A 26,019-nucleotide genomic window follows, 5' to 3' on the forward strand; every position below is an offset into this window, starting at 1 on the left:
TATGGACATATCCGGTCACTCGATTATAATGATACTAGGGTTTGAAAGCAGCCCTAAAATACTGAAGAATGGTGAAATAAAGTGAATTATACAGAAGCAGTTGATTATATCGAAACAATACCGAAATTTACGGTGAAGCATCCGCCGGAACATACGAGGGAGCTTCTTTCGCGCCTTGGGAATCCGCAGGAAGGGATCAAAATTATCCATGTGGCGGGCACGAACGGAAAGGGAAGCGTCTGCGCGTACTTGAATGCGATGCTGCTTGCAGGCGGCAAAAAGACAGGACTTTTTACCTCCCCGCACCTTGTACGCATCAACGAGCGGTTCCAGATCAACGGGGAAGATGTGTCGGATGAGCAGTTTCTCGACGCATTTCTCAAAGTGGAAAAAGCAGCCAAAGAATACGAGGCGGAGGGCGAAGGCCATCCGAGCTATTTTGAGACGCTGTTCCTGATGGGAATGCTGATTTTCAAAGAAGCCGGCGTGGAATACCTGGTCATGGAGACCGGCCTTGGCGGACGGCTGGATGCGACAAATGTGGTCGAAAAGCCGCTGGCATGCATCATCACGTCCATCAGCCGCGACCACACCGAGTATCTCGGCGACACCCTCGAGGCGATTGCGGGAGAGAAAGCCGGCATCATCAAAGCCGGTGTCCCGGTAATCTACGACGCCAGCCAGCCAGGTCCGGCTTCTGTCATTGCCGCAAAGGCGAAAGAGATGGGAAGCCCGGCATGGCCGATGGAGCCGTCGTTCTATGAGATGAAAACACAGAGCCGCGAGGGCATCACCTTTACCTTTGCATACCCAGGCGGCGAAAAAGCAGAGCTTGCGATTCCGTACGTGGCAAAATACCAGATGATGAATGCAAGCCTTGCGTTCTACACGATGCATATTCTGCAGGACGTGCACGACATTCCTAAGAACGTGCTTGCGGAAGGCCTTTCGAAGATCAAATGGCCGTGCCGTATGGAAATGGCTGCGCCGGGCGTCATCATCGACGGCGCGCACAACGAGGACGGCATTGCACAGTTTGTCAGCACGGCAGGCTATTTTGCGAAAGAAAACGAGATCACGATTCTGTTCACGGCAGTTGCAGACAAGCACTATCATGAGATGATCGGTGAAATCTGCGAGGGCATCCATCCGTCCCATGTTGTTGCAACGCAGATCGACGGAAGCCGCGTCGTACCGGCGGAAGTGCTTGCAGAGGACTTCAGAAAAGCAGGATGCACGGATGTCTGCGCGGAACCGGAGATCGGGGCAGCGTATGAGAAGGCACTGGAAAAGAAGGGCAGCGGCATGCTGTTCTGCGTGGGTTCTCTGTATCTGGCGGGCGAACTGAAAGCATATCTTGCAAAGCGGAATGGTTAGTGAATACAGGAAGGAATTTTTTGTTTATGTTAAATTACGAAGAAGAACTGAAGAAGTTTAAACCGTGTCTCGATGTGGATGAGGTGGAGGATGCGATTTACAGCCGTGATCTGACGGATGTGATCGACATTTTGAAAGAAATGATGAAAAACGACAAGCCGGAACAGGAAAACGAGACAGAAGCGGAAAAGGAAGAGTAAGGTGCCGGAATGAACTGTATGAATTGTAAATCGGTTGTGGACGTCGGAATGGAGATCTGTCCCAACTGTGGTTTTAACCTGAGAGTACAGAGAAAATGTTTTTCTCTTTCGAATATGTACTACAATCTGGGCCTCGACAAGGCGGAGATCCGGGATCTTTCCGGAGCGATCGATATGCTGCGGCGGAGCCTGAAGTTTAACAAATACAATATCCATGCGCGGAACTTGTTAGGCCTTGTCTATTTTGAGACGGGTGAAGCGGTTGCGGCGTTAAGTGAGTGGATCATCAGCAAGAATATTATGCCGGAGAATAATGTGGCGACGGAGTATATTGCGACGCTGCAGGCGGAGCAGGCGAAGCTGGATATGATCAATCAGACGATCAAGAAATACAACAGTGCGCTGAAATGCTGCCGCGAGAACAATGAGGATGTGGCTGCGATCCAGCTGCGCAAGATTCTGAACCAGAATCCGAAGCTGATCAAGGGATATCATCTGCTGGCGCTGATTTATATTCACAAGGGTGAGTATGAGAAAGCGCGGAAGATTCTGAAAAAGGCGGCGAAAATTGACAAGACGAACTCGACGACGCTTCGTTTCCTGAAGGAGGTTGATTTCCAGACGGGTACGCAGACGTCGCTGGAGCCGAGGCGGTTCGGACGCAGGGAGCGGACGGAAGAGCAGCGGGAGGACGAAAGAGAGCGGGTAGTAAGCGGCGATACGGTGATTATTCCGCCGACGTTCCGCGAGACATCGACGGCGGCTACCATGCTGAATATCGGCATTGGACTGGTGCTCGGCGCACTGGTTGTGTGGTTTCTCGTCGGGCCGGCGAATACGCAGCGAATTAACCGGCAGGCGGACGAGAAGGTTGTGGAATACAGCGGCAAGATGGCGAGCCAGGAGGCCCAGCTGAACCAGCTCCAGAGCCAGGTGGATTCTCTGAACGAAACGACGGCTTCTGCGCAGCAGCAGATCCAGACGGCACAGGATACGGCGGCTTCCTACGAGAACCTTTTAAAGGCTGTGGAAGCGCAGCAGCAGGGCAACACGAGCAACGCAACAAACGCACTGACCGAGGTCAACCCGGAGGTGCTTTCTGTGGACGCAAAGGCTGTGTATGACACTATTTACAAGAGCATGCAGTCGTCTATGTTCCAGGAGCTTTCGCAGTCGGGTGTGAATGCATTTGACGATGCGAATTACACTGAGGCGATTGATAAGCTTTCGAAGGCTAAGAATATCAACGACAGTGACTATACGGTGCTTAACTATCTGGCGCATGCGTATCGGCTGAGTGGGGATACCGATAATGCGATTTCGGTGTTCCAGGAGATCATCGATAAGTTCCCGGGAACCCAGAAGGCTACTAAGGCCGAGCAGCAGATTGAGGCGCTGGGGGGGACTGTGAAGACGGAGGAATAGTGAGGACGGACGCCCACGGGGCAGAATGCCGCAGGAGATGCGGCGCTGTTTCGTCGGGCTGATACCACTGACTACGCGGAGGGTGCGTGGGACGAAGGGCAAAAAAGTATAAAAGTGAGAAGATAAAACACAAAAGATGAAATTCGCTTTACGGCGAAAAATCTTTTGTGTTTTTTATTTTATGACAGGAAAGAGGGAGGATGGGAAATGGATAATCGTGTTTGGGTGAAGGATGCGGTGATGACGATTCGGCTTCCGGAAGAGGTGGATCATTTTGTGGCTGACCGGCTTCGGGAGGAGGCGGGGGAGATTTTGGTGGAGAGGAATGTGAGGGAGGTGGTGTTTGATTTTCGGAAGACGGTGTTTATGGACAGTTCGGGGATTGGACTGGTGATGGGAAGGTTTCGGGAGATGGAGCTGATTGGCGGGAAGGTGAGAGCGGTGCATGTGGGAGAGCGGATGCGGAGGATTCTGGTGATGTCGGGGGTGACGCGGGTGATTGAGGTGGAAGAGGAGAAGACGTGGAAGTAGGTTTTGGACGGGGAGTGGGCAGAAAGGGGAATGGGATGATGCGAGAAAGGATGAAAACAGAAGAGAAGATGCGGTGGAATACGATGACGCTGGAATTTGAGAGCCGTCCCTGCAATGAGAGTTTTGCGCGGGTGTCTGCGGCGGCGTTTCTGGCGCAGCTGAATCCGACGGTGGAGGAAGTGGCGGATGTCAAGACGGCGATTTCGGAGGCGGTTACGAATGCGATGATTCACGGATACCGGCAGGAAAAAGGTAAAATTCAGATGAAGTGTGTGCTGGATCTGGAGGAGAAGGTGTTTCAGGTGACGGTAAAAGATACCGGCGTCGGGATTGAAAATGTGGAGAAGGCGATGGAGCCGATGTTTACGACCTGCCCGGAGCTGGAGCGGTCGGGGATGGGGTTTTCGTTTATGGAGGCGTTTATGGATGAGCTGGAAGTAAGGTCGCATCCGGGATGGGGGACGGAAGTGGTGATGAAACGGAAAATCGGTGTGCATCCGGAAATGTAAGGGCCGGATCGGAAGTCATAGGAGTCAGAATGCATGGAACATACGCTTGCCCTGATCGAAAAGGCACACGAAGGGGATAAAGCGGCAAGGGATACACTGGCAGAGGAAAATATGGGACTGGTCTGGAGCATGGTGAGGCGGTTTGCAAACCGCGGGGTGGAGATGGAGGATTTGTGCCAGATCGGGAGCATTGGGCTGTTGAAGGCGATTGATAAATTTGATCCTTCGTTTGAAGTCTGTTTTTCGACGTATGCGGTTCCGATGATTGCGGGGGAGATCCGGCGGTTTCTGCGGTCGGAGGGGATGGTGAAGGTGAGCCGCCCGATCCGGGAACTGGCGTGGAAAGCGTATGCGGTGCGTGAGCGGCTGGAGCGGGAGAACGGGCGCGATCCGACGCTGGCGGAGATAGCGGGGGAGCTTGATGTTACCGTGGAGGAAATCGTGGAGGCGATGGAGTCCGGCGCGGAGGTGGAATCGCTGCAGAAGACCATCTATCAGGGGGAAAACCACGATATTTCTCTGATGGACCGCATTCCGGAAAAAGAGAACGGGCAGGAAAAGCTGCTGAACCGGATTTTCTTGGAAGAGCTGTTGGGACGACTGCCCGCGAAGGAGCGGCAGCTCATCTACATGCGCTATTTTCAGGACATGACGCAGGCGCAGATCGCCGGAAAACTGGGGATTTCGCAGGTGCAGGTGTCGCGGATGGAAAAGAAGATTCTGCGGCAGATGCGGATGGAAAAGGTCTGACAAAAATACAAATCCGGCGGAAGGGCGCTTTTCCTGGGAAAGGCAGAGAAAAGCGCCTGAAACCCGGGCGGATAAAGGAAGAAAAGAAAGGCGAAGCGGGGAAAGGCGGCAGAAAGTTTAAAAATATTCACTGGAATATCGGAGGAAGGTGTGCTACAATGAGCGAAATACGAAGAAAGGCAGGTGGAAGAACATGGATTATCTGACAGAAAATGTGGCGGTCAATCTGAAACGGATCCGGCAGTCGAAAGGGATGAGTCTCGACCAGGTCTCAGAGCAGACCGGGGTCAGCAAGAGTATGCTCTCGCAGATCGAAAAGGGAACGGCGAACCCGTCGCTTGGCGTGCTTGGGAAGATTACGAGCGGCCTGCGGATTGAATTTCAGGAGCTGATTGCAACGCCGCTGGTGGATAGTTATCTTGTGACACCGGAGGATCTGGTTCCGACGAAAGAGCTGGAGGGGCAGTACACTGTGTGGACGTGCTTTCCGTATGAGGACACGCGGCTTGTGGAAATCTACCGCATCGACATCGAACCGGGCGGAACGTATGTGAGCGGCGGCCACGGAGAGAAAACAAGAGAGTACCTGGTGGTGACAGATGGCGTGATGACCGTAGAGTGCAATGGAAAAGAGCATGAGATCCACCTGAAGCAGGCATTCCGTTTCGAGACAGACCAGACCCACATCTACCGCAACAGAGGGACGGAGAAGACGAGCTGCATGTGTTTCTTTCTCGACTATCACTAAAAGCCGCAGAATAACAGGCTTTCTTTTTTTGAATGAACTGTTCAATATAATGGACAGAAATCCGCTGGAACATCAGAATAAAAAACAACGGATATGAAAAAAATACGGCGGAAGACGAAAAAGCATCAAAAAAGAATAGAAAAAGCGGGCGTTAAAGAAAAAACAAAAATAAAAAACTTTTTAAAAAAAGTAATTGACAAATATAGGGAGTGGTGCTATTGTATGGTTGTACAAAATAATAAACGAAAAACAAAGCAAAGACGCTTACCAACGAGTAGTCTTTGCTTTTTTGTTTTTTATTTAAAAAATCTTTTCAACGCTATGGGAGGATAACACTATGAGATTAAAAGACACAGGATTAACGGTTCAGGACATCAAAGACAAAGTAAACAAGTACATGATCGAGACCTACGAGCGTTTCGATTTCCTTGCAGAAACCGCAGAGGGGATGTACATGTACGACGAAAACGGAACGCCGTATCTTGACTTTTACGCAGGCATCGCCGTAAACAACGCCGGAAACAGAAACCCGAAAGTTGTTGCTGCAGCAAAAGAGCAGCTCGACGATATCATGCATACCTTCAACTATCCATACACCATCCCGCAGGCACTGCTTGCTGAGAAAGTCTGCGAGACCATCGGCATGGACAAGATTTTCTATCAGAACTCCGGTACCGAGGCGAACGAGGCCATGATCAAAATGGCAAGAAAGTACGGCATCGAGAAATACGGCCCGAACCGTTACCACATCGTAACCGCAAAGATGGGCTTCCATGGAAGAACCTTCGGTGCCATGTCTGCAACCGGTCAGCCGGGCAACGGATGCCAGGTTGGATTCGGACCGATGACCTACGGATTCTCCTACGCACCGTACAATGATCTGCAGGCCTTCAAAGATGCATGTACCGAAAACACCATCGCCATCATGGTTGAGCCGGTACAGGGCGAAGGCGGTGTTCATCCGGCAACGAAAGAGTTCATGCAGGGACTCCGGAAGTTCTGTGATGAGAACGACATGCTGCTTCTGATTGATGAAGTACAGACCGGCTGGTGCAGAACCGGTGCGGTAATGTCTTACATGAACTACGGCATCAAACCGGATATCGTATCCATGGCAAAAGGTCTTGGCGGCGGAATGCCGATTGGCGCAATCTGCGCAACAGCTGAAGTAGCAAAAGCCTTTACCCCGGGATCTCACGGAACTACCTTCGGCGGCCATCCAGTCAGCTGTGCAGCAGCACTGGCAGAAGTCAACGAACTGATCGACCGCGACCTTGCCGGAAATGCAAAGAAAGTCGGTGATTACTTCGCAGAAAAATTAGCAAAACTGCCGCATGTCAAAGAAGTCAGACATCAGGGACTGCTGGTCGGCGTAGAGTTTGATGATACCATCAGCGGCGTAGAAGTCAAACATGGCTGCCTTGACCGCCATCTGCTGATCACCGCCATCGGAGCGCACATCATTCGTCTGATCCCTCCGCTTATCGTAACCGAGGAGGACTGCGACAAGGCAGTTGCTATCATCGAAGAAACCGTAAAAGCTCTGGAAAAATAAAGAATTCTTATAGAAACAAAGAAAATCTCATAGCGTGAAAAGAACAGGACAAGGACGTCAAAAAGCAAAGAACCATGCTTCGCCCCTGTCCTGTTTTTCTTTTCATTCTGTGAATCGGAAACAACAGGTAAAACAGAGAAATTAAATGTGAGAGGAAAACGGTATGGGACATCTGGTTATCACAATCGGCTGCGAGTACGGAGCCAAAGGAAATGCCATCGGCAGGAAAATTGCGGAGGATCTCGGAATTAAGTTCTACGATCGCGATCTGGTGGATCAGATTATTGAAGAAGTCGGAATTCCGAAAGACATCATGAACCGTGTAGAAGAGGGCGGTACGATTGCCGGAAAAGGAGCCGAGGGCGATGTCCGTGGATCCTTCTCAAAATATGCGGACCTGACCGAGCGTGCGATTCATGTACAGAAGCAGATCATCCGGAAACTGGCAGAAAAAGAGGCCTGCGTCATCATCGGACGATCCGCGGATTACATCTTAAAGGACAGCAAAGATATCAAGCTCCTCCGGGCTTTTATCTATGCACCGGATGAGATCCGCATTCAGAATATCATGAAGAGCCACAGCCTTTCCGAGAGCGATGCAAAAATTCTGCTGCTCGAGAAGGACAAACGGTATCACAAACGTCATCTGGCGCTGACCGGCAGCAACCGCGGAGACCGGCACAACCGAGACATTCTGATCAACAGTGCATTCCTTGGTGTGGAGGGCACAGCGGAATATCTCGAGGAACTGATTCAGAAGAAATACGGAAGCGGGGAGGAATAAGCCATGGAACAGAAAAAATCAGAATTTGACAAAGTATTAGGTGCATGGGATATTCTCGTCATCGCTTTCGGAGCCATGATCGGCTGGGGCTGGGTCGTATCCTCAGGAAGCTGGATTCAGAAGGGCGGCGTTGTCGGAGCTTCAATTGCGTTTGCGATCGGCGGTGTCATGATCTTCTTCATCGGACTGACTTACGCAGAACTGACTGCAGCGATGCCGCAGTGCGGCGGCGAGCACGTCTTCAGCTACAAGGCGATGGGCCCGAACGGTTCGTTCATCTGTACCTGGGCGATTATTTTAGGATACGTCAGTGTTACGTGTTTCGAGGCGTGCGCCTTCCCAACCATCATCACGTATCTGTGGCCGGGATTCCTGAAAGGCTATATGTACAGCGTGGCAGGATTTGATATCTATGCTTCCTGGGTAGCCGTAGCCGTTATTGTAGCGTTCCTCATCACACTGATCAATGTGCTGGGCGCAAAAACAGCAGCCGTTCTGCAGACGGTCCTTACCTGTATCATCGGCGGCGCTGGTATCCTTCTGATTGTGGCATCCGTGATCAACGGAGATTCCAGCAATCTGCAGGGACAGATGTTCGTCGGCGAGAGCACCGGAACGATGTTCCAGAACATCATCAAAGTTGCTGTTGTTACCCCGTTCTTCTTCATCGGCTTTGACGTTATCCCGCAGGCAGCAGAGGAAATCAACGTTCCGTTAAAGAAAATCGGTAAAATGATGATTCTCTCCGTTGTACTCGCTGTTGTTTTCTATTCCTGTGTTATCCTGGCTGTCGGTTATGTGCTGAACCCGTCCGAAATCCTGAGCTCGGAAGCAGGAACCGGACTTGTCACAGCAGATGCGATGGCGAAAGCGTTCGGTACAGCGGTTATGGCAAAAGTCATCATCGTCGGCGGTATGTGCGGTATCATCACATCCTGGAACTCCTTTATGATCGGCGGTTCCCGTGCCCTGTACTCTATGGCTGAATCCTACATGATTCCGCCGATGTTCGCAAAGCTTCATCCGCAGCACAAAACTCCGATCAACGCCCTGTTCCTGATCGGCGCGCTGACTATGCTGGCTCCGTTTGCAGGACGAGGCATGATGGTGTGGATCTGTGATGCAGGTAACTTTGGATGCTGTCTTGCCTACTGTATGGTATCTCTTTCCTTCCTGATCCTGCGGAAGAAAGAGCCGGATATGCCGCGTCCGTACCGTGTTCCGGCATACAAATTTGTTGGAACGATGGCGGTTCTGATGTCCGGATGCATGGTGCTTGTTTACTGCATTCCTGGTTCCGGCGGAACACTGGTATGGCAGGAGTGGCTGATGGTAGGCGGCTGGAGCCTCCTCGGTGTTGTATTTTTTGCAGTCTGCAAGTTCAAATATAAAGAGAAGTTCGGCAGCCTGATCGAGCTGATCTCCGACGAGGACGCAGCGTCCCTGATGCCGGAGGCAGACGATGCGGAACTCGACGTTGTTATCGATGCAGCGATCGACCGTGTTCTTGCCAAAATGGCTGGCTGAAGCTGAGATAGGATAAAACAAAGCGTGTCGGAAAGAAAAATTTTCGGCACGCTTTCTGAAAGAAAGGGGAAAAATAAGATGAATCCATTCGAATTTTCGATTCCACAGAATATTATTGTCGGAGCAGGAACGCTTGCCAAACTGCCGGAGTGTGCCAAGAAGATGGGCGGAACCCATGCGATGATTCTTTCCGGTCCTACCCTGAAAAAAATGGGCGTTGTGGACAAAGCAGCGGACAGCCTGAAAGCGGCAGGCATCGCAGCCGATATTTTCACAGATATTGAGGCGAATCCGTCTGTGACGACAGTAGAAAAAGCAACCGAGAGCTATCTTGCTTCCGACGCAGACTTTCTCGTAGCACTCGGCGGCGGTTCTCCGATGGATGTAGCAAAGGCCGTCGGTGTGACGGCAAAATACGGCGGAAGCATCACGGAATACGAAGGCGCACACAAAGTGCCGGGAAAAATTGTCCCGCTGATTGCCATTCCGACGACTGCGGGAACCGGCTCCGAGGTGACCGCATTTTCCGTGATCACCGACCACAGCAGAGATTACAAGCTGACCGTATTCAGCTATGAACTTCTGCCGGAGTATGCCATTCTTGATCCGGAACTTTTAACTTCCGCTCCGGCATCCGTTGCGGCAGCCTGCGGTATCGATGCCTTTATCCATGCGGAGGAGGCTTATATTTCCACAGCCGCATCTCCGTTCTCCGATGCCATGGCAGAAAAAGCGATGGAATTGATCGGTAAAAATATCCGCCGTTTCGTGGCGCGCAGAACCGATCTCGAAGCCGCAGAGGCGATGCTGACCGGTTCGCTGTTCGCGGGTATTGCATTTTCCTACGCAAGACTTGGAAATGTCCATGCAATGAGTCATCCTGTGAGCGCCTTCTTCGATGTGCCGCACGGCGTGGCAAATGCCGTTCTGCTTCCGGTCATCGCAGAGTACAATGCACTGGCAGACCATGGAAGATATTTGAAGATCTACAACTACATCAGCGAAATCCCGGCATACGCCGATGAATTTGAGCCGATGATGCTGGTCGGCGCGATCCGCGAGCTGACCGCAGCCATCGGAATCCCGGCCAGCCTGACCGATGCGATCCGCCAGGCGGCAAAGGGAAAAGAAGTGACAGCAGAGGAGATCGAGAGCAAAATCGTGCCGATGGCGGTAGATGCGATGAAGAGCGGAAACATCGCCGTCAACCCGAGAGCGTCCCGTCAGCAGGACATCGAGGCGCTGTACCGGAAAGCACTGTAAGAGACAAGCTAATTTATAGAAGAAACTGTAAAGGGCGATGCTGTGAAAAGTATGTACAGCATCGTCCTTTTTCTGCTTGTCTTCCGAAAATATGTGCTGTAAAATAAATTTATCGTGCTGTTCTTACAAAACAGAACAGCGAGGGGTGGATTTTTTTATTAAATCTTGCTATTGGAGGAAGCAAAACATGGAAAATAATGTATTGCAGCAATTAAAAGAAAATATCGCAAAGGTCATGATCGGAAACGAGCGCACGATAGAGCTTGTCCTGACCTGCCTTGTTGCCAAAGGTCATATCCTGCTCGAGGATGTCCCGGGAACAGGAAAAACGGTCATGGCGAAATCCCTTGCGAAATCCGTCGAGGCAGAGTTCGGCCGCATCCAGTTCACACCGGACTTACTGCCGTCCGATGTCACCGGTCTCAATTATTTTGATGCCAAAAGCGGAGAGTTCGTCTTTTCGAAAGGCCCTGCCTTCTGCAACATTCTGCTTGCCGATGAGATCAACCGTGCAACGCCGAAGACGCAGAGCAGCCTTCTCGAGTGCATGGCTGAGCGCCAGATCACCGTGGACGGTGTGACACGGCCGCTCGAGGAGCCGTTCCTCGTCATCGCCACGCAGAACCCGCTCGAGACGCTCGGAACCTTCCCGCTGCCGGAGGCGCAGATGGACCGTTTTTTAATGAAACTTTCGATGGAAGCATTAAGCCCGGCGGAAGAGACACAGATGATCGCCCGTTTCCTGACCGAGGAGCCGCTCGCCGAGCTGTCGTCTGTCTGCCAAAAAGAAGAAATCCGTACCCTGCAGGAGGCGTGTAAAGAAGTCTACCTGCATCCGGAACTGGTACAGTATCTCGTCCGCATCGTACAGGAGACGAGAGTCAACAGCAAAATTGCAAGCGGTGTGAGCCCGCGTGGAACACTCGCATTTTTACGTGCCGTACAGGGCCACGCGCTGGTGCAGGGACGAAACTACGTTGTGCCGGAGGACTTCAAGACCGTGGCTGTTCCGGTACTCGCACACCGTCTCACCATGCAGATCGGCGCAGACGACGGAAGAGCCGCAGAATCGGTGATCGAGGAAATTTTAAACCGCATCGGTCTGCCGACCGAAAACTGGTCAGGAAGGTAACGGACTATGCTTCTTTTATTACTATTTGGAATGGCGCTCGCCTGGTTTCTGCAGAAAAAGCTGTACCAGAAAAACTGGCAGAAAAATCTGAAAATCCAGGTCAGCTTCCAGGATTCCGCGATCTATGAGGGCGAGGAGAGTACGTTAAAAGAGGTCGTCGTAAACGACAAACTGCTGCCGATTCCGGCACTCGAGCTTGGCATTTCGATGAGCCGGAATCTGGAATTCGACCGCGAGGCAAAAGCAAACGCGAGCATCACCGACCAGAGCTACAAACGCGATGTCTTTTCGTTCCTGTTTCATCAGCAGGTCACGAGAACACTGCCGTTTCAGGCGAAAAAACGAGGATTCTACGAGATCACCGGTGCGCATGCCGTAGCGTACGATCTTTTTTTCCGGGAGGGTCTTTACAGCGATTACCCGCAGCAGACACAGATGTACGTTTACCCGCGCCAGGTCGATACTGCACGGATTCAGATGATCTGCCGTGCCGTGTCGGGCATGGTTCTGTCACGGAATCGCCTGTACGAGGACCCGTTTGAATTTTCCGGTATCCGCGATTACCGGAAAGAAGACCCGATGAACCGCATCAACTGGAAATCGTCGGCACGGATGGGAGATCTGATGGTCAACCAGTTTGACGCGACGACGAGCGTGGAAGTTACGGTGCTTCTCGATATCGAGGACGCCAACATTCTGCGCGAGGAAGCGCAGGTCGAGGAGAGCATCCGCATCACGTCTTCGCTTGCGGCGCGGATGGTGAAAAACAAGATGAATCTGTGGGTGAAGAGCAATGCGAAAGATGAGGAGACCGGCGAGGAGCTGCGTGTCCATCTGGCAGCGGGCGCCGGAAAAACAGCGGAGCTGAACCGGAAACTGGCGTGCGTGCAGCTTGGGGGCAATCTCACAGGCAGCGCGGAGTTTCTGCACAAAGAGGCGGAAAAAGAGCTCACCGGCCACACCTACGTTGTCGTATCCAAAAACAGAACCGATGAGGTCCGTGAGGCGCTTCATCTGCTCTCCGGTGCGCAGAACCAGGTGCTGTGGGTGATTCCGTATCTGCCGGGCGAAGAAGTTCCGTCGGAGCAGAACCGTGCGTACACCGCAATCGGCTGGGAGGTGAAACCATGGAAATAAAAAAGACACCGGTACAGATCCCGCTGACCTGGCTTCATGTCTGGCTTTTATTCGCCGGCATCTATGGCTTTGCCGCCGGTTTTCTGGAGCTGACGGGAAGGGAGGCGCTGTATTTCTGCGCCATATCCTTATTGCTGCTGATTCCGGCCGCCGCAAGCTGGATTCTGATCCGGAAAACGAAAGCACTCTGGCAGTTTCTGCTTGGCGGAATTGCGGTCTGCGCGGTGACGTATCTGGCAGCGAAATTTTTCTGTTCCCTGTTCAGTGTGCAGGCGGCAGCGGTAATTGAAGCGGCTGTGGCGGCAAACGATGGAAAAAACAAGTTTGAGAACGGTATTTCTCCTGCATTTCTGGAGAGCCTTTCCGGCGTGATGACGGGTCTTATGGCCGCTGTGATTTTCCTGATCCGCGGCTATGTCAGAATCCGCAAAGGCCAGTTAAAGAAAGCAGCGCAGGAACTGCCGGCCGGCTCAATGCCGCTGGCGGATATGGAAGTGTGGGAGATCCCGACGCTCCTCGATGAGCCAAAGCCCCTTCATTTTCTCTGGTTTATGATACAGTATGTGATCGGTGTGCTGATGAAAATGCCGTTCTACTGGCATCTGATCTACTGGTTTTTCTTTGCAGATGTATTCCTGTGCTTCTTCTGCCAGTACCTCGACGGCATGCACGGGTTCATCCGTGACCATCAGAAAATCGCCAATCTCCCGGTGGAGATGATGCAGCGGACGGGAAAACTGATCCTGAAAATTGCAGTACTCCTTCTGGTACTGTTCGTGCTCCCATCGGCGCTCTACGGAAAGGATCCGATTGCGGAGGCGATCGCAGGTTATGAGCCGAAAGAGCTGGAAAGCGATCTTACGATCGAAACACCGGAGGTCGAGGCGCCGCAGGGCATGGAGCAGGCCGATCTGTCCGATATGCTGGGGGACAAAGAGTACAAACCGATGCCGCAGTGGATCCAGAATCTTTTTACGGCGGTCATGTATCTTGTGATGGTTGCCGTCGGAATCGCGGTTCTGCGGGCGATTTACCAGAGCGTAAAAAATGCGGGAAAAGCCTTCTCAGAGGATGAGGAGGACGAAGTTCTCTTCCTGCATCAGGGAAACGACGAACGGGAAAATCTGCCGTGGCGGCGGGAAAAGAAAGAGGGCTATCTCTCCCCGAATATGCGTATCCGCCGGCAGTATAAAAAAACGATCAAAAAAGCCGGAAAATACCAGCCGACCGGAGTCGAAACCCCGGCGGAGCTGGAAGAGAGAAACGAGCTTTCCGGCGACGGCATGAGACGGCTGCACGACGGCTATGAAAAAGCCCGTTACAGCCGCGAGGGCTGCACAAAAGAAGAGGCGGAAGCGCTGCGGAACTGATTTAAAACCAGTTCCCGGCAGCGGTCCACAGCCAATAGAGAAAGCCGAGCAGCCAGCTTGCAAAGACACCGTACAGAATGACAGGTCCGGCGATGGTGAAAATTTTCGCACCGATGCCGAAGACCTGTCCTTCTTTTTTATATTCAATCGCAGGAGCTGCAACCGAGTTGGCAAAGCCGGTGATCGGGACGAGCGCACCGCAGCCGGCAAAGGTGACGATTTTCTGATAGATGTTGAGGCCGGTTAAAATCACACTGCTAAGGATCAGAATCAGCGAGCACCAGGAGCCGGCGTCATCTTTGCTGAGCGAGAACTGCGTTTTGCCGATATGGAGCAGAATCTGCCCCACGACACAGATCAGACCGCCGACGATAAAGGCTTTTGCCATATTGCAGAAGAGATTCTGCTTTGGCGTCACCTCTTTGACAAACTGTTCGTATTCTTTTTTTGCCCGTTCACTTTTTAAACTCTGCATCACATCTTACCTCCAGTTCTTATTGAAATCCACTTGCAAAATAATAGAGAGAGCCCGCGATTTTCCCTGCCGCCATGCAGAGAATTACAAACGGCAGTCCGCGCGTCAGTCCGATCCGGCGGCAGAGGATCGAAAACAGGTTGACGACTTCGCCGAGCGCGATGATCCAGCTTCCCAGATAAATGCCCGCAAAAAGCCAGAACACACCGGCCGTCCAGGAGGGCAGGGAAAACGAGAAGGTGCCAAGCGAGAAAAGATCGCCGAACAGCGCCCCGGCCATACAGCAGCATTCGTAAAAACGCAGGCTCCCTGCTGTCTTTGTGATGCCGGCGTACCGTGTCACGATGCCAAGGCCGATCACAAGCGCGACAAGGCCGCTCGCGATGAAAAAGCCAAGGCTAAGACCGGCTGTGATCAGCAGGATCTCTGGCAGGATTCGCATGAAAAGCCTCCTTTCCTTTACCGGAGCGGTCGTCCTGTTCGATAATGGTCGTATCGATATCATCCTCGTAGACCCGCATTTCCACCTCGAGCGGCGTCGGGTCCTTCGTGAATTTCCGCCGTCCGAAATGGTTGAAATAGAGCACGACGCCAAGGCCGATGCCGATGGAATATGAAATTTCCAGCACCGAAAATCCGGGCGTCATCTGCGGGAGAAAACGGGTGTAAACATCCAAAAACAGCTCGCGGACGCCGATGTCGGTGTGGAAGGTCATAATGGAAAACGCAGTTCCGATAAACGTAAGGATGCCGACCAGAATCGTTTTGCACCAGCTGATCCAGGTGTTTTTCTGACGCGGATCCTCGTACGTTAAAATAAAATTCGGCTCGCCGATGTGGGTGACATCGACGTGCTCCTCGGCCTCCGTGACGAGGCGGACGAGGGTGGAGGCGGAGCAGACGTAGCGTCCGTATCCGTCATCGGGAAGATGCGCCACGCGGCGGACCTGATTGCGGGCAAGGACAGCGCCGTCTGAACAGGAAAGCTGCGCCACATCGCCGAGCGTCACGACGGGACTGGTGATTTTGATATTCCGCTCCGTCTGAAGATACAGCATTTCACTCATGAAAAACATTCCTCTAAAAGTTTCTGAAACAGGATTTTTGTGCTACAGCGTACAGAGTTCCCTAAAACAGGAAAATCATGCGTAAGAATGGAAAAAACGGAAATACTGAAGGTCAGAAATGGTAAGACGCAAAATAAGAAAACGGAGGAATTTGCCGATGAGACAGATGACAGGAAAGCAGAGCATCTCGTTTGCCAAAGCCGTCTATATCGAGGGCAGCGCGGCGATTGTAGGAGAAAAGGAAAAGGATGGACCGCTGGGCGAATACTTTTCGCACACGCTTTCGGACCCGATGTGCGGGCAGGAGAGCTGGGAGGAGGGCGAGAGTGAACTGCAGCTTGCCACCGCGAAGCTGGCAATGCAGAAAGCCAATGTGAGGCCGGAGCAGATCCGCATGATTTTTGCGGGCGATCTTCTGGCACAGTCAATCGCATCATCGTTCGGCCTGGTGGATCTGAACTGCCCGCTCTACGGCCTGTTCGGTGCCTGCTCGACGATGGGAGAGGCGCTTTCGCTTGGCGCGATGGCAGTCGCAGGGGGATACGGTGACCGGGTGCTGGCGGTGACATCGAGCCATTTTGGAACGGCGGAGAAGGAGTTCCGTTTTCCACTCGCCTACGGAAACCAGCGCCCGCCGTCCGCGAGCTGGACGGTGACGGGAAGCGGCGCGTGTGTGCTTGGAAAAACGAAGAGCAGAGTGAAAATCACGGGCGCTACGACGGGAAAAATCATTGATTACGGGCTGAAAGACAACCAGAACATGGGCGCCTGCATGGCCCCCGCTGCGTGCGATACGATTGCACAGAACCTCGTCGATTTCAACCGGGAACCGGCCGATTACGACCGCATTGTGACGGGAGATCTCGGCGTTGTGGGGCGGGAAATTCTGCTGGAGCTGCTGAAGAAAAAAGGATACGATATCTCGGAACAGCACAGTGACTGCGGCATGCTGATCTTCGATCCGGCAAAACAGGACACCGGCGCGGGCGGAAGCGGCTGCGGCTGTGCGGCATCGGTGCTGGCGGAGTATCTGCTGCCGAAGCTGGAAAACGGAGAGTGGAAGAGGATTCTGTTTGTACCGACTGGTGCGCTGATGTCGAAGGTCAGCTTTCAGGAGGGCAGCAGCGTGCCTGGTATTGCACAGGCGGTTGTAGTCGAGAGGGAGGAGGATGTGTAAAATGGGAACGTTTATGGAATATTTCAATGCCTTCTGGGTCGGCGGCCTCATTTGTGCCCTGTGCCAGATTCTGCTCGACCGCACGAAAATGCTGCCGGGAAGAATTATGGTAACGCTTGTGTGCACGGGCGCGGTGTTGAGCTTTCTGGGACTCTACGATCCATTTGCAGAATACGCCGGGGCAGGCGCGTCGGTGCCGCTGCTCGGGTTCGGGCATCTTTTGTTTCAGGGAGTAAAAGATGCCGTAAAAGAAAGCGGATTTTTAGGATTGTTCCAGGGCGGATTAAAGGCGGGGGCTGTCGGAACATCAGCGGCGTTGATTTTCGCGTATCTTGCAAGCTGGATTTTCCAGCCGAAGATGAAAAAATAGCAGGTGAAAAATTGCGCAGAAGCAGGCGGACTGATATAATAAAGAAAAATGCCGCAGAAAAAAGCAGAATCGCAGCGGCAGGACGAATACAGAAAAAAGCGGGTGTTTTGCGGAAAAAACATCAAAACACCCGCGACAGGAAGAAAGGAAGTCTGCAATGAAGACAAGAGAAGAAGCGCTATCCTATGGCCTTTCCTTCCCGGACACATATCAGGAAGCACCGTTCCACGATGACAACTGGCAGCTCATCCGCGTGAAAGGAAGCAAAAAGGCATTTCTGTGGGTCTATGAAAAGGACGGAATCATTCAGCTGAATGTAAAAGCAAACCCGGAATGGCGGGACTACTGGCGCGATGCATTCGCGTCAGTTATCCCGGGATATCATCAGAACAAAGAACATTGGAACACGATTCTCCTCGACGGAACCGTACCCGATGACGCTGTGCGTACCATGATCGCCGAGAGCTACGACATCATCACGGACAGCCCGACCAAAAGAATCTATGAGGCGGTAAAGCAGATTCCGCGCGGAAAAGTGGCGACATACGGCCAGATAGCAGCGCTTGCAGGCGAGCCGAAGATGGCGCGTGCCGTGGGAAACGCCTTACATAAAAACACAGATCCGGAGCACATTCCATGCTACCGTGTGGTAAACTCCAAAGGCGAACTGGCCGCGGAATTTGTCTTCGGCGGCGCCGGGAAACAGGCGGATATGCTGGAGGCAGACGGCATTGTGCTGGAAAACGGCCGCGTCAATTTAAAGAAGTACGGCATCAACGTGGAAGAGATGCTGGCACAGCGGGAGCTGGAGCAAAACTGAAAAAATAGGATGCACAAAACAGCGAAAGACCGGAACGGCAGAGGAAAATGTCCGTTTCGGTCTTTCATTATGTTTGGCTTATAAAATTAGAAAATACAATTATTTCGCATTGAATACATACTTATCCATACGGTCAAATGCCTCTTTCACAAGCACATGCGGCAGTGCCAGATTCAGGCGGATCGCATACGGTCTGTGGAACGGCCGTCCGTCCTGCCAGATCACGCCGACAGCAACACCGGCTTTCAGCAGTGTATCCATATCGGTATCATGCTCCTTGCACCACTCCTCGCAGTCGAGGTACAGCATGTACGTTCCTTCTGGTTTGGAAAGCTTCACGCCCTTGAAATGCTCGAGAATGTAGTTGTACGCATAATCCGCATTCGATTTCAGCACTTCGCGCAGTTCATCCACCCACTGATATCCCTCCGGCCGGTAAGCGCCGATCAGCGCATGAACAGAGAGTACGTTCGGAGAATTGTAGTGGGAAAGGGACGAAGCCTTCTCCACACGGTCGCGCAGCATGCGGTTGTAGATGATGTGGTAGGAGCCCACAAGGCCTGCGAGGTTAAAGGTCTTGGACGGTGCATAAAGCGCGATGGTACGCTCGCGTGCATCTTTGGAAACGGACTGCGTCGGGATATGTTTGAAGCCCGGCAGTGTCAGATCAGACCAGATCTCATCGGAGATGACAACACAGTCGTTGGCCTTGTAAATTTCCATCGCTTTTTCAATCTCCTCGCGCTCCCAGACACGGCCCGTCGGGTTGTGCGGCGAACAGAAAATGGCGAAATGAATGTTGTTTTCTTTTAACTTGCGGTCCATATCGGCGTAGTCCATACGCCATACGCCGTTCTCATCCTGAACAAGATCGGAGAGAACGATATTGCGTCCGCAGTTCTCAAGAACACCGGTAAAACCGATGTATGTCGGGGAATGCAGAAGAATGGATTCGCCCGGGGATGTAAAAGCGGCAGCAGCCGAAGCAACACAGCCGAGCACGCCGTTCTCATAGCCGATCGCCTCACGCGGCAGATCTTCCACACCGTTGCGCTCTTTCTGCCAGCGGATGATGCTGTCAAAATATGCATCCGGCAGATTAAAGTAGCCAAAATGCGGTTCGTTGACTCTCGCGTGAATTGCTTCCTGAATGGTCGGAAGAGACGGGAAGTTCATGTCGGCCACCCACATCGGGATGCGGGAGAAGCCCTCTTTGACTTCCGCACCCGGAATCGGGATCTGATCGACAGCGATCGAATCGTGGCCGCTGCGGTTCATCAGAGATGTAAAATCGTATTTCATTGGTAAAAACCCTCCTTTGTGTTTGCTGTGCTCTCGAAGTAAAACCAAAAGCACATGGAAAACCGGATGCAGCTTCCTTTCCTCGCTGAAAGAAAAACCTGCAGCCGGCTGAATACAAATATTATAACACGGAGGGGAATTTTCGTAAACAAAAGAATGCTTTATTCGGCACCATTTATTCCGCGCCGATCCAGTTATCGCGGTTGATTGCTTCCGTGTGGCTGGTGCTTTCGTTCATGATTTTCTGCAGATCCGGCCGGTCATAGTTGACAATGCCCTTTCCGAGATATTCATGGCTGCCGCGCCGGAAGACGCTGACGACATCGCCTTTCTTAAAATCGCCTTCGACTGCCACGATGCCTTTGGGAAGCAGGCTCTTTGCCTGAACAGCAAGTGCTTCTGCGGCACCCTCATCGACGTAGAGGTTGCCCGCACTCGGCGCATAGAATGCCATCCACTGCAGACGCGTTTTCATGTTGTGGCCGCTGGCGGTAAAGTACGTTCCTTTTGCGGTTCCTTTCACCGCACGCACAATGTTGTTTTCCTCCGCCGAGGAGCAGATCAGAACCGGCACACCGGCTCTTGTGGCAAGCGAAGCGGCGGAGAGCTTCGTTGTCATGCCTCCCGTTCCGTTGCCCGATCCCGCACCGCCTGCCGCAGCAGTGAGCTCCGGCGTGATCTCATTTACCACGTCGATATGGCGCGCATTCGGGTCACTCTTTGGATTGACAGTGTAGAGCCCGTCGATATCGGTCAGCAGAATCAGAAGCGATGCATGCAGCATCGCAGCCACCTGGGCGGAGAGCGTGTCGTTGTCGCCGACCTTCAGCTCCTCAATCGCGATCGTATCGTTCTCATTGATGATCGGAATCGCACCGCGCCCGAGCAGGACGGAGAGGGAGCCGAAGATGTTTTTATAGCGGCGGCGGTCCTCAAAGTCACTGCGGTTCAAAAGAATCTGCGCACACGGAATCTGGTACGCCATCAGATTTTTCGTGTATTCCTCCATCAGAAGGCCCTGGCCGACAGCAGCGGCAGCCTGTTTATCGGCAATTTTCGTCGGCCGTTTTTTAAAGCCGAGACGGGAAAAGCCTGCGGCGATCGCACCGGAGGAAACGAGAATCACATGGTGGCCTGCCGTCTGCAGCGCGGCAAGCTGGGTCGTAATGTTCCGTATTTTTTCAGCATCCATGGTTCCGTCTGAGAGTGTCAGGGAGCTGGTGCCGACTTTCACAACTATCGTCTGTTTTTCCATCATGAAAACCTCAAATGTAAGAAATGATAAGAAACGTTGTTTACGGGTGACAAAACATCAATTACAGACACTTTAACACAGTACTGTGTGAGAGTCAAGAAGATGCGGAATGGTCGTTACATTTTTCGTGAAAGATCTGCAAAAAGATAGAAATTTGTTGCTGGAATTCTGAAAAAGTATGGTAGAATAGAAAACGAGAAAAAGGTGTGTGCAGAAATACATTTTTCCTGAAAAACAAAAGAAGCGGAAAGAAGTCCGGCACACGACGGAGGGAGTCAAAGATGGAGGAAAAAACAGAAGAAAGAGGCAGAGGCTGCATGACAACGCTGTGCTACATCGAAAAGGATGACAGCTATCTGATGATGCACCGCACGGTGAAAAAGAACGATGTCAACAAGGACAAGTGGATCGGCGTCGGCGGCCATGCGGAACTTGGCGAAAGCCCGGAGGAATGCCTGCTGCGTGAAGTAAAAGAGGAAACCGGCTACACGCTGACGAGCTGGCGTTTCCGCGGTCTTGTTACCTTTGTGACAGAGGCAGAAAACAGCAAAACGGTGGAGTACATGGAGTATATGTGTCTCTACACGGCAGACGGATTCACGGGAGAACCGACTGCATGTGATGAGGGCGAACTCGCCTGGGTGAAAAAAGAGGACGTCCTGCACCTGAATCTGTGGGAGGGAGACAAAATCTTTTTCCGCCTTCTGAATGAAGACGAGCCGTTTTTCTCCCTGAAGCTGCGGTATGTGGGCGACACGCTCGCAGAAGCGGTGCTGAACGGAAAACAGATGGAACTTTTTGAGGAGCGCTCAGGCGACGGCACGCCGACCGGAACCATCGTAGAACGCGGCGTGGCGCACAGTGAGGGACGGTGTCACGGAACGGCACATATCTGGATTGCACGGGCGAATGAGAAGAGCGGCTGTGAGGTACTGCTGCAGAAAAGGAGTGCCTGGAAAGATTCGAATCCGGGCTGCTACGATATTTCAAGCGCCGGCCATCTTTCGGCGGGCGATACATATTTGGAAGGGGCTCTGCGGGAAATCGGCGAGGAGCTCGGCATCCACGCAGAGGCAGAGGAGCTGAGGGATCTTGGCCTGCTGGAAAAAGTATCACACGGTGTTTTTTACGGAAAACCGTTCCACGATCATGAGGTCAGCGCCGTGTATCTTTACACGAAGCCGGTCGAGGCGGAAAAACTGCATCTACAGGAGTCGGAAGTAGAAGCAGTCCGCTGGATGGATCTCAAAGAGTGCCAGAAGGCGGTAAGAGAAGGAAGCATTCCCAACTGTATTGATATACGGGAACTGGAAATGATTGAAAAAGCGTGGTTCGCCGGAGAAAAAACAAAAAATGAGGAGTAAGAGAAGATGAAAGAAAATGGATTCATCAACGAGAAGCTGACCCCGAAGCACGAGGAAAAAGAGGCAGCAGCCACCGCTGAAAAATAAAAAGAAATGCATGAAAAAAGTCACCGGTTCGAAATAGAACATGGTGACTTTTTTGGATATCGCGTAAATGAAATTTTTTTTTTATTTCGCTGCTGCTTTTACCTGGCTAAACAGTCCGGATTTCTGAAGAGCCGGACGCAGTGCCATGTAGATGACAACGGAAGCGATGGTGGAAAGTACGGCGTTGATGGAAGTTGCCGCTACGTTCCAGCTTAAGGTAACCTCTGCTGCCGGTTTTCCAAGAAGAACCAGTTTGTAGAAGTAACCGATGAGCGGATCGAAGATCACATTGAACAGAAGTCCGCCGATGGCTGCAAGCAGTGCCCATTTGAAGATCTGTTTCTGATCGGTCTGCTCGTTGATTTTACCGATTTTGTGTGCGATCAGTCCTGCGATGAGGCCGATGCAGAATTTTAAGATGAAGGTCTTTGGTGCGTATACCACATAGACCGGATCGAGAAGATCTCCGATGGTCATGCCGATCGCACCGCCGATTCCGCCGTAAACACCGCCGAGAATCAGTGCACCGAGCACACAGACAGCGTTTCCGAAATGGATCGAGGTGGCATCTCCGCCTGGCAGCCAGATTTTGAACTGCAGGAAGGTGAAGACAACGTAGGAAAGGGCTGCAAAGACACCTGTCATTGCGATTTTCCAGACTTTTTCATTTTTCATAACAACGCACTCCTTTGGTATCTGGAACTTTCGTTCCTTGATTGCACCCTATTATAGGGAGTGGTGGCATGAAGAAAAAGTTCCAATTCCGGATTTTTTGACCAGACCAGTTATTTCCGGTACGATTTCATTTTTTCGTGTTCTTCTTTTAATTCTCTGTAGAGCTGCAGCGAATTCCACGCCTGGTTCTGCGTTGTGACGATGGCTTTGAGGGCGATCGGCGGCACTTTTTTCCGGCGCATTTCGGTGAGAAAAAGATCGAGTTTCCGCTCGGAAAAGCCGGCCATGACCATCATTGGTTCATCAAATCCGGCGCCGTCATAGGCTTCGGGGGATTCTGCAAATGCTTTATTTCCGGCAAGAAATCCGATCGACTGGAGATACTGTTCCGGTTCCACAATGCGCACGCGGATACCGAGCTTTAAGAGAACCGGCTTTAAAAGCACAGCTGTTTTCGTTCCTTTGATCTGATATAAGAGTACGGTTTCCATGAGAAAAATCCTTTCCACGGGCAGATTTCCGGATCAAATGCGCGGATGCCCAGAACTATGATATAAGAAATGTTTTGGAAAAACAATACTTTTATGGTATCATAGGAACGTACAATTCAGAACACGATAAATTTTGAGATAAAAGAGAAAGGAAACCAATAAAATGTGGATAGCAGATGGATGGAAAGATTATGAAGTGCTGGATACGTCCGGCGGAGAAAAACTGGAGCGGTGGGGAGATTACCTTCTGGTAAGACCAGACCCGCAGGTCATCTGGAACACGAAAAAAGAAAATCCGGGCTGGAAAAAGAAAAACGGCCATTATCACAGAAGCAGCAAGGGCGGCGGAGAATGGGAGTTTTTCCATCTGCCGGAGCAGTGGGAGATCAACTATAAAGACCTGACCTTCCGCCTGAAACCGTTCAGCTTCAAACACACCGGCCTTTTCCCGGAGCAGGCAACGAACTGGGACTGGTTCGGCGATCTGATCCGCCGTGCCAACCGCCCGATTAAAGTGCTGAACCTGTTCGCCTACACGGGAGGCGCAACGCTCGCAGCGGCCGCAGCAGGCGCAAGCGTCACACATGTCGATGCATCCAAAGGCATGGTCAACTGGGCAAAAGAGAACGCTGCCGTGTCCGGCCTTTCGGACAAGCCGATCCGCTGGCTTGTGGATGACTGCACCAAATTTGTCGAGCGCGAGATCCGCAGAGGCAACCACTACGACGCGATCATCATGGACCCGCCGTCCTACGGAAGAGGACCAAAGGGCGAGATCTGGAAAATCGAGGAGTCGATTCATCCGTTCATCAGGCTCTGCACGCAGCTCTTAAGCGATGACCCGCTGTTCTTCCTTGTGAATTCTTACACGACAGGACTTGCACCGGCTGTCCTGACGTACATGATTTCCCTGGAATTAAAACAGTACAAAGGCCACGTAGAAGCACAGGAAATCGGCCTTCCGGTCAAGTCGACCGGCCTTGTTCTGCCGTGCGGTGCATCGGGAAGATGGCAGTCTGACAACGTTTAAAACATCTTTTGGCAGCGGACGTATGTCCGTCATACGAAAAACATTTGGCTGAAATTGCAGGAAATGAAGTATAAAACTGCAAAAAGTGGGATAAAATGCTGAAAAGTGTATAAAACATGCAAGTTCTCCTTGACAGAAACTCATGATCTGGTAAAATGGTCTTTAGTTGAGCAAGAAACCTGAAAAACGGGTAAGGAAAGTACAAGGGAGGACGTTTCATGAAACCGTATATCGAATGGACCAAAGAAGAATTAGTTGCCGAGAAAGCCAGACTGGAGCAGGAATTTGCAGAGGTAAAAGCAAAAGGCCTCAATCTGAATATTTCCAGGGGAAAACCTGCAGCAGCCCAGTTAGATCTCACGGAAGGAATGCTTACCGTTCTCTCGAAAAATGAAGACACCTTCGCAGAAGATGGAACCGACTGCCGGAACTACGGCGTGCTGACCGGTATTCCGGAAGCAAGAAAACTGATCGGAGATATCTGTGAGGTTCCGGCGGAAAACGTCATCGTTTACGGAAACGCCAGCCTTACCATTATGTTTGATACCGTAGCACGTTCGTTCCTGAAGGGCGTTGCAGGCTGCACTCCGTGGAACAAGCTGGACAAAGTAAAATTCCTCTGTCCGGTACCGGGCTATGACCGTCACTTCGGTGTAACCGAGTACTTCGGCGTTGAGATGATCAATGTTCCGATGACACCAGAAGGACCGGACATGGACATGGTAGAAAAACTCGTTGCAGAAGATGACGCCATCAAGGGAATCTGGTGTGTACCGAAATACTCCAACCCGCAGGGCTACACCTACTCCGATGAGACCGTCAAAAGATTTGCAAACCTGAAACCGGCAGCCAAAGACTTCCGTATTTTCTGGGATAATGCATATATCATCCATCACCTGTATGATGACAGACAGGATCACCTGCTGAACATCATCGAGGAGTGCGAGAAAGCCGGAAATCCGGATATGGTCTATGAGTTCGTATCCACTTCGAAAGTAAGCTATCCGGGAGCCGGAATTGCAGCTCTCATTTCTTCTGAGGCAAACCTCAAAGAGGCACAGGAGTACATGAACTTCCAGATCATCGGTCATGATAAACTGAATCAGCTGCGCCATGTAAAATTCTTCCAGAACCTGGACGGCGTGATGAATCAGATGAAAAAGCATGCTGAGATCTTAAGACCGAAATTCGAGGCAATTCTGCAGGTAATGGATCAGGAGCTGAGCGGCCTTGACATCGCTTCCTGGACAAAACCGAACGGTGGATACTTCATCTCCTTCGATGCGATGGAGGGATGTGCAAAGAAGATCGTTGCAAAAGCAAAAGAGGCCGGTCTTACCATGACAGGCGCGGGCGCAACGTATCCATATCACAACGATCCGCAGGATTCCAACATCCGTATTGCACCGTCCTTCCCGACACCGGAAGAGCTGGAAATCGCAGGTCAGGTATTCGTGCTGAGTGTCAAACTGGTCAGCGTGGATAAGATTCTGGAAAGCAAATAACAGATAAGTAAAAATACAAAAGCCGGATTCTCCCGGGGGACACAGTTTTTGTGAACTCTGGTGGGGGAGTTCCGGCTTTTTTCTATCAGAAAG

General features: G+C 51.8%; 27 protein-coding genes. 20 read left to right on the plus strand and 7 right to left on the minus strand.

The features are described 5' to 3' along the window. Window positions 1-81: 81 nt before the first annotated feature. The 14 genes from DXB83_RS10590 (at window position 82) to DXB83_RS10655 (ending at window position 14,308) form a co-directional block, all read left to right on the plus strand. Window positions 82-1,377 (plus strand): bifunctional folylpolyglutamate synthase/dihydrofolate synthase, encoded by a 1,296-nt coding sequence (locus DXB83_RS10590; protein ID WP_118697585.1) that lies wholly within the window; start codon window positions 82-84, stop codon window positions 1,375-1,377. A gap of 26 nt (window positions 1,378-1,403) precedes the next feature. Continuing rightward, window positions 1,404-1,577: a hypothetical protein gene (locus DXB83_RS16680; RefSeq protein WP_022461761.1), complete on the plus strand. Its 174-nt coding sequence runs from the start codon at window positions 1,404-1,406 to the stop codon at window positions 1,575-1,577. Between the two features lie 9 nt (window positions 1,578-1,586). Further along, window positions 1,587-3,002, plus strand: coding sequence for a tetratricopeptide repeat protein (locus DXB83_RS10595; RefSeq protein ID WP_118697586.1), 1,416 nt, complete (start codon window positions 1,587-1,589; stop codon window positions 3,000-3,002). Window positions 3,003-3,209: 207 nt separating this feature from the next. After that, entirely contained in the window at window positions 3,210-3,533 is a 324-nt protein-coding gene (locus DXB83_RS10600) for an anti-sigma factor antagonist (RefSeq protein ID WP_022461763.1), read from the plus strand. A 38-nt stretch (window positions 3,534-3,571) separates the two neighbouring features. Beyond that, complete coding sequence (gene spoIIAB / locus DXB83_RS10605; protein WP_270423031.1) at window positions 3,572-4,042, plus strand: anti-sigma F factor; 471 nt, start codon at window positions 3,572-3,574, stop codon at window positions 4,040-4,042. A gap of 33 nt (window positions 4,043-4,075) precedes the next feature. Next, window positions 4,076-4,792 (plus strand): SigB/SigF/SigG family RNA polymerase sigma factor, encoded by a 717-nt coding sequence (locus tag DXB83_RS10610; RefSeq protein WP_055220004.1) that lies wholly within the window; start codon window positions 4,076-4,078, stop codon window positions 4,790-4,792. A gap of 193 nt (window positions 4,793-4,985) precedes the next feature. Further along, window positions 4,986-5,540, plus strand: coding sequence for a helix-turn-helix domain-containing protein (locus DXB83_RS10615; RefSeq protein ID WP_055220001.1), 555 nt, complete (start codon window positions 4,986-4,988; stop codon window positions 5,538-5,540). Between the two features lie 337 nt (window positions 5,541-5,877). Continuing rightward, window positions 5,878-7,095: an aspartate aminotransferase family protein gene (locus tag DXB83_RS10625; protein ID WP_117509834.1), complete on the plus strand. Its 1,218-nt coding sequence runs from the start codon at window positions 5,878-5,880 to the stop codon at window positions 7,093-7,095. 163 nt (window positions 7,096-7,258) lie between these two features. Then, complete coding sequence (locus DXB83_RS10630) at window positions 7,259-7,879, plus strand: cytidylate kinase-like family protein (protein WP_117509835.1); 621 nt, start codon at window positions 7,259-7,261, stop codon at window positions 7,877-7,879. 3 nt (window positions 7,880-7,882) lie between these two features. Beyond that, window positions 7,883-9,406, plus strand: a complete 1,524-nt coding sequence (locus DXB83_RS10635; RefSeq protein ID WP_055219995.1) for an APC family permease — start codon at window positions 7,883-7,885, stop codon at window positions 9,404-9,406. Window positions 9,407-9,484: 78 nt separating this feature from the next. Next, entirely contained in the window at window positions 9,485-10,669 is a 1,185-nt protein-coding gene (locus DXB83_RS10640; RefSeq protein WP_118697618.1) for an iron-containing alcohol dehydrogenase family protein, read from the plus strand. 187 nt (window positions 10,670-10,856) lie between these two features. After that, complete coding sequence (locus DXB83_RS10645; RefSeq protein ID WP_118697588.1) at window positions 10,857-11,801, plus strand: AAA family ATPase; 945 nt, start codon at window positions 10,857-10,859, stop codon at window positions 11,799-11,801. A gap of 6 nt (window positions 11,802-11,807) precedes the next feature. Beyond that, complete coding sequence (locus DXB83_RS10650) at window positions 11,808-12,938, plus strand: DUF58 domain-containing protein (protein ID WP_022461768.1); 1,131 nt, start codon at window positions 11,808-11,810, stop codon at window positions 12,936-12,938. Next, entirely contained in the window at window positions 12,929-14,308 is a 1,380-nt protein-coding gene (locus DXB83_RS10655) for a DUF4129 domain-containing protein (protein ID WP_022461769.1), read from the plus strand. The genes DXB83_RS10650 and DXB83_RS10655 overlap by 10 nt, the downstream gene beginning before the upstream one ends. 1 nt (window position 14,309) lies before the next feature. Here the strand turns inward: DXB83_RS10655 and spoVAC are convergent, their stop codons facing one another. The 3 genes from spoVAC to DXB83_RS10670 are packed head-to-tail and all read right to left on the minus strand — an operon-like array spanning window position 14,310 to window position 15,850. Further along, window positions 14,310-14,783 (minus strand): stage V sporulation protein AC, encoded by a 474-nt coding sequence (gene spoVAC, locus DXB83_RS10660; protein ID WP_022461770.1) that lies wholly within the window; start codon window positions 14,781-14,783, stop codon window positions 14,310-14,312. Window positions 14,784-14,802: 19 nt separating this feature from the next. After that, window positions 14,803-15,225 carry a stage V sporulation protein AB gene (locus DXB83_RS10665; RefSeq protein ID WP_191901198.1) on the minus strand — a complete coding sequence of 141 codons (423 nt, stop codon included), beginning with the start codon at window positions 15,223-15,225 and terminating at the stop codon, window positions 14,803-14,805. Beyond that, window positions 15,182-15,850 carry a stage V sporulation protein AA gene (locus DXB83_RS10670; protein ID WP_118697589.1) on the minus strand — a complete coding sequence of 223 codons (669 nt, stop codon included), beginning with the start codon at window positions 15,848-15,850 and terminating at the stop codon, window positions 15,182-15,184. Before DXB83_RS10670 ends, DXB83_RS10665 begins: the two co-directional genes overlap by 44 nt. Window positions 15,851-16,007: 157 nt before the next feature. Between DXB83_RS10670 and spoVAD the strand changes: the two genes are divergently transcribed. From spoVAD to DXB83_RS10685, 3 genes are all read left to right on the plus strand, one after another. Further along, entirely contained in the window at window positions 16,008-17,027 is a 1,020-nt protein-coding gene (gene spoVAD, locus DXB83_RS10675) for a stage V sporulation protein AD (protein WP_118697590.1), read from the plus strand. Window positions 17,028-17,040: 13 nt separating this feature from the next. Further along, complete coding sequence (locus DXB83_RS10680) at window positions 17,041-17,397, plus strand: SpoVA/SpoVAEb family sporulation membrane protein (protein ID WP_055220161.1); 357 nt, start codon at window positions 17,041-17,043, stop codon at window positions 17,395-17,397. 157 nt (window positions 17,398-17,554) lie between these two features. Further along, window positions 17,555-18,217: a methylated-DNA--[protein]-cysteine S-methyltransferase gene (locus tag DXB83_RS10685; protein ID WP_055220159.1), complete on the plus strand. Its 663-nt coding sequence runs from the start codon at window positions 17,555-17,557 to the stop codon at window positions 18,215-18,217. Window positions 18,218-18,316: 99 nt separating this feature from the next. Here the strand turns inward: DXB83_RS10685 and DXB83_RS10690 are convergent, their stop codons facing one another. After that, window positions 18,317-19,519, minus strand: a complete 1,203-nt coding sequence (locus tag DXB83_RS10690; protein ID WP_118697591.1) for a MalY/PatB family protein — start codon at window positions 19,517-19,519, stop codon at window positions 18,317-18,319. Window positions 19,520-19,694: 175 nt separating this feature from the next. Next, window positions 19,695-20,777, minus strand: coding sequence for a glutamate 5-kinase (proB, locus tag DXB83_RS10695; RefSeq protein ID WP_243108914.1), 1,083 nt, complete (start codon window positions 20,775-20,777; stop codon window positions 19,695-19,697). Window positions 20,778-21,055: 278 nt separating this feature from the next. Between proB and DXB83_RS10700 the strand changes: the two genes are divergently transcribed. Next, window positions 21,056-22,138 carry an NUDIX domain-containing protein gene (locus tag DXB83_RS10700; protein ID WP_118697593.1) on the plus strand — a complete coding sequence of 361 codons (1,083 nt, stop codon included), beginning with the start codon at window positions 21,056-21,058 and terminating at the stop codon, window positions 22,136-22,138. Window positions 22,139-22,306: 168 nt separating this feature from the next. On the opposite strand, the gene DXB83_RS10705 is transcribed toward DXB83_RS10700, so the two are convergent. Both DXB83_RS10705 and DXB83_RS10710 read right to left on the minus strand, forming a co-directional pair. Then, window positions 22,307-22,900, minus strand: coding sequence for an ECF transporter S component (locus DXB83_RS10705; RefSeq protein ID WP_022461779.1), 594 nt, complete (start codon window positions 22,898-22,900; stop codon window positions 22,307-22,309). Window positions 22,901-23,010: 110 nt separating this feature from the next. Then, complete coding sequence (locus tag DXB83_RS10710; protein WP_055219975.1) at window positions 23,011-23,391, minus strand: DUF3783 domain-containing protein; 381 nt, start codon at window positions 23,389-23,391, stop codon at window positions 23,011-23,013. A 163-nt stretch (window positions 23,392-23,554) separates the two neighbouring features. On the opposite strand from DXB83_RS10710, the gene DXB83_RS10715 reads away from it, so the two are divergent. Then, window positions 23,555-24,421: a class I SAM-dependent methyltransferase gene (locus DXB83_RS10715; RefSeq protein WP_118594863.1), complete on the plus strand. Its 867-nt coding sequence runs from the start codon at window positions 23,555-23,557 to the stop codon at window positions 24,419-24,421. 218 nt (window positions 24,422-24,639) lie between these two features. Next, entirely contained in the window at window positions 24,640-25,926 is a 1,287-nt protein-coding gene (locus DXB83_RS10720) for an aminotransferase (protein ID WP_118697594.1), read from the plus strand. Window positions 25,927-26,019: the final 93 nt, after the last annotated feature.

It is taken from the genome of Blautia sp. OM06-15AC, assembly GCF_003481425.1.
Taxonomy (GTDB): domain Bacteria; phylum Bacillota; class Clostridia; order Lachnospirales; family Lachnospiraceae; genus Fusicatenibacter; species Fusicatenibacter saccharivorans.